Origin of the sequence: Burkholderia sp. LS-044 (genome assembly GCF_004803625.1) — a bacterium.
GTDB classification, from domain to species: domain Bacteria; phylum Pseudomonadota; class Gammaproteobacteria; order Burkholderiales; family Burkholderiaceae; genus Burkholderia; species Burkholderia cepacia.
Window position 1 is genome coordinate 1 of record NZ_SSWO01000041.1, and the last position, 5,939, is coordinate 5,939.

General features: G+C 51.9%; 5 protein-coding genes and 2 pseudogenes. 6 read left to right on the top strand and 1 reads right to left on the bottom strand.

Going from position 1 to position 5,939, the window contains the following annotated elements:
- The 6 genes and pseudogenes from E9536_RS40955 to E9536_RS40975 all read left to right on the top strand — a co-directional run.
- Positions 1-357 (top strand): annotated as a pseudogene (locus E9536_RS40955) (esterase); the annotation flags it as partial.
- A gap of 67 nt (positions 358-424) precedes the next feature.
- Positions 425-1,015, top strand: coding sequence for a helix-turn-helix domain-containing protein (locus tag E9536_RS42510; RefSeq protein WP_247873609.1), 591 nt, complete (start codon positions 425-427; stop codon positions 1,013-1,015).
- Positions 1,015-1,401 (top strand): IS30 family transposase, encoded by a 387-nt coding sequence (locus tag E9536_RS42515; RefSeq protein ID WP_247873611.1) that lies wholly within the window; start codon positions 1,015-1,017, stop codon positions 1,399-1,401. The genes E9536_RS42510 and E9536_RS42515 overlap by 1 nt, the downstream gene beginning before the upstream one ends.
- A gap of 372 nt (positions 1,402-1,773) precedes the next feature.
- The gene (locus tag E9536_RS40965; protein ID WP_136473317.1) at positions 1,774-2,403 is read left to right on the top strand and encodes a response regulator transcription factor; all 630 of its coding nucleotides are present in this window, start codon (positions 1,774-1,776) and stop codon (positions 2,401-2,403) included.
- A 3-nt stretch (positions 2,404-2,406) separates the two neighbouring features.
- A complete protein-coding gene (locus tag E9536_RS40970; RefSeq protein WP_136473319.1) occupies positions 2,407-4,749 on the top strand; it encodes a transporter substrate-binding domain-containing protein in 2,343 nt (780 codons plus the stop codon).
- Between the two features lie 85 nt (positions 4,750-4,834).
- Positions 4,835-5,036: pseudogene (locus E9536_RS40975) on the top strand (IS256 family transposase); the annotation flags it as partial.
- Here E9536_RS40975 and E9536_RS40980 read toward each other — a convergent pair.
- On the bottom strand, positions 5,036-5,939 hold a 904-nt coding region (locus tag E9536_RS40980), incomplete at its 5' end, for an IS481 family transposase (RefSeq protein ID WP_247873610.1). The pseudogene E9536_RS40975 and the gene E9536_RS40980 overlap by 1 nt on opposite strands.

Sequence of the window (5,939 nt, forward strand, 5' to 3'; positions counted from 1 at the left end):
CGCGATCGTGAAGAAGAAGTTCGAGCGCGAGGACAGTTTCCACTATGCGTGGGTGCCGCTCGCGTGCGTGCGCCAGGTCGACCGGATGCGCGACTGGGCGCTCGAGGCGGCAGCCGGCACGCCGTGCCCGACGCTCGTGCTGCATGCGCGCGAGGACGAGCTGACGAGCCTGCGCTCGGCCGATTTCCTGCTCGCGAAGATGCCCGACGCGCGCGGGATCGTGCTGGAGAACAGCTACCACATGATCTGCGCGGACAACGATCGCGACGACGTCGCGCGCCACGTGCTCGAGTTCTTCGGGTTCGATCCGGTGCATGCGGTCAGCCGGTGATGGCGCGGAGGATGGGGCGACCGGAAGTGCATTCAATCTGCTGTTTAGACTCTAACTTCAAGTGCAACACCTTTGATGAGATAGGGTGTTGCGATGACGAAATACAAGCATCTGAGCGCCGAAGAGCGCGTGGTGATCATGATCCAGAAGGCCCGGAACACGAGCGTCAGAGCGATTGCACGGCTGCTTGGCCGCAACGCGTCGACAACCACACTGGAACTGGCGCGCAATCGCACGGAAACGCCCCGCTGCTATGACGCCACAAGCGCGGCCAGCGCCAATCGGACGCGCCGCAAGCGAAGTCGGCGTCAGGCGAAACTGACAGCAGGCAGCATACTGTACTGGCAGGTGCATCACGATCTGGTTTATCGGTGCCGGTCACCGCAGCAAATTGCTGCGAGACTTTGCGAGATGAATCCGGACAATCCCGAGCAACGCGTCAGTCACGAGAAGATCTACGCGGCGACTCCCCGCGGCAGCTTGAAGCAGGCCATGATTGAGGCCTTGCGCCAGGAGAAGCCGGGCGTGGCAACGCACGCAAGACACTGGCCCGCAAAAGCTTTGTGCCGGAAGATCTTCGCATCGTCCGTCGGCCCGAGACAATCGAAACTCGTCAATGGCCCGGTCATTGAGAAGGCGATCTCATCAAGGGGACCCTCAATCGTTCCTGCTTCGGCACACTGATTGAGCGCAAGACACGCTTCGTGGTGCTGTGCCGCATGTATGGCTGCACGACCGAGGATGCACTGGAAGCCTTCACGCGCCAGATGAAGAAGCCGCCAGCCTTTCTGCGGGAAAGCCTGACCTACGATCAAGGACCGGAAATGACCTGTCATGTCGAGCCGGCTGAACGATTGAATCTAGATATCTGGTTCGCGGGTCCCTACGCGTCCTGGCAACGAGGCAGCAATGAAAATATCAACGGCCCACTGCGCCAGTTTCCACCCAAAGGAATGGACCTGTCAGGCGTGATCCATATGCAGTCGAACGATATTGCCAAGCTGATTACAAGACTCCCTCGTCAAACCCTCAACTGGACCATCCCCGAAAGGCCATGGCGATGGAATTGACTACCGCCGCCGGGCTAGCTAAACGTTGCATTTGATTCTTGAGACCGCCCTCTGGCCCCAATGAGAAGTTGGGCGGTAAGCTTAGTGATACGACCGACTGTAGACGTCATTGTCCACCGCCTGCCATCGAAGTTCGTTGCTATTAGCAATAGTTTCGACCCTGGAGCAAAATTAGTCCCGGGTGGAAGTGGAGATTTCCGGTTTTTGAGACAAGTCTCATTTCCATGGCAACCCTCTAGGCGTAGCATTCGCCAGAAAGACTGGGATACAGAGTCGGGGAAGTAGAATCGATTGCGCATATTAACACCCCCACTTTCCTGGCGTTTTTTAGCGAACGCCCTCGTCAGCCTATACAAATACTAAGGAAATAGGATGCAGAATTTCACAGCCATGGTGATTGACGATCACTATCTCGTAAGGCAAGGATTTGAAGCCGTGGCTCGACGCATTCCAGGGTTGTTGATAATAGGTAGTCATGAACGCAGTCGCGATTTGATTGCCGCCATTGAGATTCACCAGCCGCAAGTGTTGTATATGGATTTTATTCTCCACGCGGACGATGTGGATGGTTTAACTTTAATTAGGTTGATAAAGCGGCGCTTTTCTGCGGTAAAAATAATTGTCGTTAGCGCACACGCGAACTCCGGAATTGTGTCTCTTGCAATCAGAGCTGGCGCCAGTGGATTTTGCCTCAAGGCATCTTCAGTGTCAGAGTTAACTGAGGCAACAAGTAGAGTATTGGTCGGGAAAATTTATATTCCAAAGGTTATCGATCAACTTGCGGCCAGCCGAGATTTAACTGGACCCGATGCTTTTGAGATGCTTACGCCCAGGGAGCGGGAGGTGGTTAGCTTAATTTTGATGGGAATGTCGATATCGGACATTTCAAAAAAACTGGTGCGCGATAGAAAAACAATTAGTGGGCACAAACAAACCGCTTACCGTAAGCTCGGGGTGTCAAGCGATGTTGAGCTATTTAGCATCAAGCATCTACTGACGTAACATATGGGCGCCTGTATTTTTTTATTGCTGACCACTATCTTAGGAATTCTTCCTGAGTCAACTTTCGCGCACAATGTCAATCTCACAAAAGATGAAACCAAATGGATTGAGGAGCACCCAATCATACGGTACGCTATCGACCCACATTGGGAGCCAATTGAATTTCTCGATGACGAAAGTGCCGCGGGGTTGAGTATTGCATACCTAAATAAGGTTTCAGATATCACAGGCATTAGATTCCAGTATGTTAAAACATCGTCTTGGACTGAATCTGTAGATTTTTTAGTGGATGGCAAAGTTGACTTGTTGCCCGGGGTGCCAGATTTCGACGTTCCTCTTGCTCTAAAAAAGCAAGCAACACTCTCAGAGCCATACTTCGTCGGCACCACAATCGCTGTTACAAAAGCGAAAAGTCGCGCGATGTTCGACTTGTCAGATCTCCCATCTAAAGAAAAAATCGCAATCAGGAGCGGCGGAGCATATGAATCGTGGATAAAAAAACAATATCCAAATATTGAAACAATAAATTTTTATTCTACGGATGGTGCTCTTGATGCGGTTTTGAGCGGACGGGCAACAGTCACTATTGGCCCCGAACCTATATTGCATCCGATGGTGCGCCAGCGGTACGGCAAATCACTTTTTGTTGCTGGCACGATTCGAAATTTGCCACTCGCCTTGAGAATGGCAACGAACTTAGCATGTCCAGAGCTGCGGTCAATTGTTCAAAAGGCGCTCGCCTCCATCAGCGCGGAAGAATCAGATCTTATACAGGAGAAGTGGGTAGAGAGCGCCGATTTCGGCAAGCCGTCTATCCCGGCGTTATTTAGATATTATGGACTAAAAATTGCGGCCACCTTCCTGGTATTCGCATCCATGGTTATTGCGCTATTCCAAATTTGGAAGGCGAAGCTCGCAATCTCAGAAATCGCAACACAGCGTGGCGCCTTTCTTTCGATCATGGCACATGAAATAAGAGGTCCATTAAATTCCATCATTGCTTCGATTGAGTTAGCCAATGCGCAAATGACTGAAGCCGAAATGCGTCGCTGCATTGAGGTAGCTATTCGGAGTGGCGAGTGGCTTACATCCCTCCTCTCAAATGTCCTAGATTATTCCAAGATGGACAGCTCTAAGATTGCAATTAATAAACGCATCACCACAGCGATTGATATTCTGTCACCGATTTTGCTGCCATCCAAAATCGAAGCGAATAAAAAAGGGATTACATTTTATTTCGTCATATCCAAATCCACCGCACCGTCGATTGTTACGGATGCCGACAAAACAAGGCAAATAATAACGAACATCATTTCGAATTCGATAAAATTCACCGATCAAGGCTCGGTATTATTGTTTGTGTCAATGGAAAAGCATTCGCGTTCCGAGAATATCGTTTTTCGCATTATCGACACGGGAGTCGGCATCCCGAATCGAGAAATAAAAAAAATATTAAGACCATTTTATCAGATTAAGAATCGGACTGCCGGTCACGCTGGCGTCGGACTGGGATTGGCGATTTGCAATAAAATTGTTGAGGCGATGCACGGGAGGCTTGAAATAGTTAGCACTGTGGGGAAGGGCACGACGGTAACGGTGAAAATTCCGATTGAGCGCAGGCCTGGGCGGAGCAGCAAATACGTCGACTTGACCGCTGAAACATCATATCGCAATTTGAATATATTGGTTGTGGAGGATGTGGATATAAATCGAGATGTCATTAAGGCTCAGTTGCTGCGCCTCGGATTTTGCTCTACCGGAGTCGCATCTGGGCGGGAGGCGATCGATCAATTAAGCTCAGGAAGGTTTGATGCTGTCCTGCTAGACTGCAATCTCCCTGATATGTCGGGATATGATTTGGCACAGCATATAAGAAATAGCGACAACATCGTTGTTTCACAAATGCCAATTATAGCAATATCGGCAAACTCTGGCCCATTGCATGAAAATAGATGCATTGAGAGTGGAATTGATGCCGTCGCAACAAAGCCCGTAAATATTCAGAGATTGCGAGACGCCTTGGATTCTTGCTTTTTTCATCGCGAATATAGCGTCAACAACCCAAACAAATCGCGAAATTTTGTAGACAACGATATCGCTTCTGCCCTGATGGATGAGGCAATTGAGATTGTTGGGTGTGCAATAAATGAGGATATCTCTGGCATTGAATTTCATCGTCATCGACTCAAGGGGATCGCTCTCACATTTGATCTACCGAAAATTATTGATGTAATCCAAGAGGATTCGGATTCTGAATTTGACCGGCATGCTACTTGCGAGAGAATGATTGGTCTGATGCGAATGTTGGATATGGAGGTGTTTCATAGAGATGGTGAGCCTTTTTGACTATTTTGTTTGACAGACCTATTAGACCTATCCGTGATTTCGTGGGCGAGGCGTATCATGCAAGGTGATAGCCTTGGATATGCCAATGAAGAAGGAGCGAACGGTTGCATCCCAGGCAGCGGGCCCGAGGGCCGCTGCCTGAACTGCCCAACGAACGGCTGGACCAGTTGGTCAAGGGATCGATGGCGCCCGCCGAGGTGCAGGACGTGATGCTCGCGCTCAACAAGGTAGTCATCGAGCGCGCGATGGGCGCCGAGATGAATCTGCGTCTGAGCTACCCGCCGGGCTAGTTGTGAAGCGTCAAGAGGTTGTTTCTTGACGCGGGAAGTCTGGCCATCGGTGCAACGCCGCCGATGGCGCTATGGGCACGATGCCAGTTGTAGTGGTGCTGCCAACTCGCCAAGGCTTCGATGCGATGGGCCGAGCTCTGGTATGTCCATGCGTAGGCCCATTCGCGTAACGCTGACTGGATGAAGCGTTCGGCCTTGCCGTTGGTCTGCGGACGATACGCCCGCGTAAATTTGTGCCGGATACCCAGTTCCTGACAGGCTCGCGCAAACTCGTGTGAGCGAAACGCCGAACCGTTGTCGGTTAGCAAGCGATGCACACGCACGCCGAGTCCGGCGTACCAAGCCACTGCATCGCGCAGGAACTGCACGACACTGCGTTTCGTCTCGTCCGGATGCATTGCCGTGTAGGCAATCCGGGCGTGATCGTCCACTGCGACGAACAGGTACTCCCAGCCAACGCCGTCCACTGTATCGCGCCGATTGCCGGTGACACGATGGCCAGGACGCGCGATACGGCCAAGCTTCTTGATGTCGATGTGCAGCAAATCGCCCGGCGCCTCGTGCTCGTAGCGCTGAACCGGTTCACGCGGTTGCAGGTCGCTCAACCGAGACAGTCCGGCACGCACCAGCACCCGACTGACGGTCGAGGCCGACACTCCCACCTGTCGAGCGATCTGACGTTGCAGCAAGCGCTGCTGGCGCAATTCCACGATCAGTAAGGCAGTCGACGGGGCGATGGCGCGTGGAGAGCGAGCCGGTCGAGAAGAAGCGTCTGTCAGCGTCGGATAGATACTCCCCACTTTCGTCGAAGTAATTTTCCCCAGTTTTTTATATGACGGCGCCGCGGTAGCGGCGCCGTCCTGTCGATCGCCGACCATATCGCCCTTGAGATCCGTCGTG

What these genes read in the sequence shown, in the direction of transcription:
- E9536_RS42510 (WP_247873609.1), top strand. Translation starts at nt 425, where the DNA reads ATGACGAAATACAAGCATCTGAGCGCCGAAGAGCGCGTGGTGATCATG.
- E9536_RS40965 (WP_136473317.1), top strand. Translation starts at nt 1,774, where the DNA reads ATGCAGAATTTCACAGCCATGGTGATTGACGATCACTATCTCGTAAGG.
- E9536_RS40970 (WP_136473319.1), top strand. Translation starts at nt 2,407, where the DNA reads ATGGGCGCCTGTATTTTTTTATTGCTGACCACTATCTTAGGAATTCTT.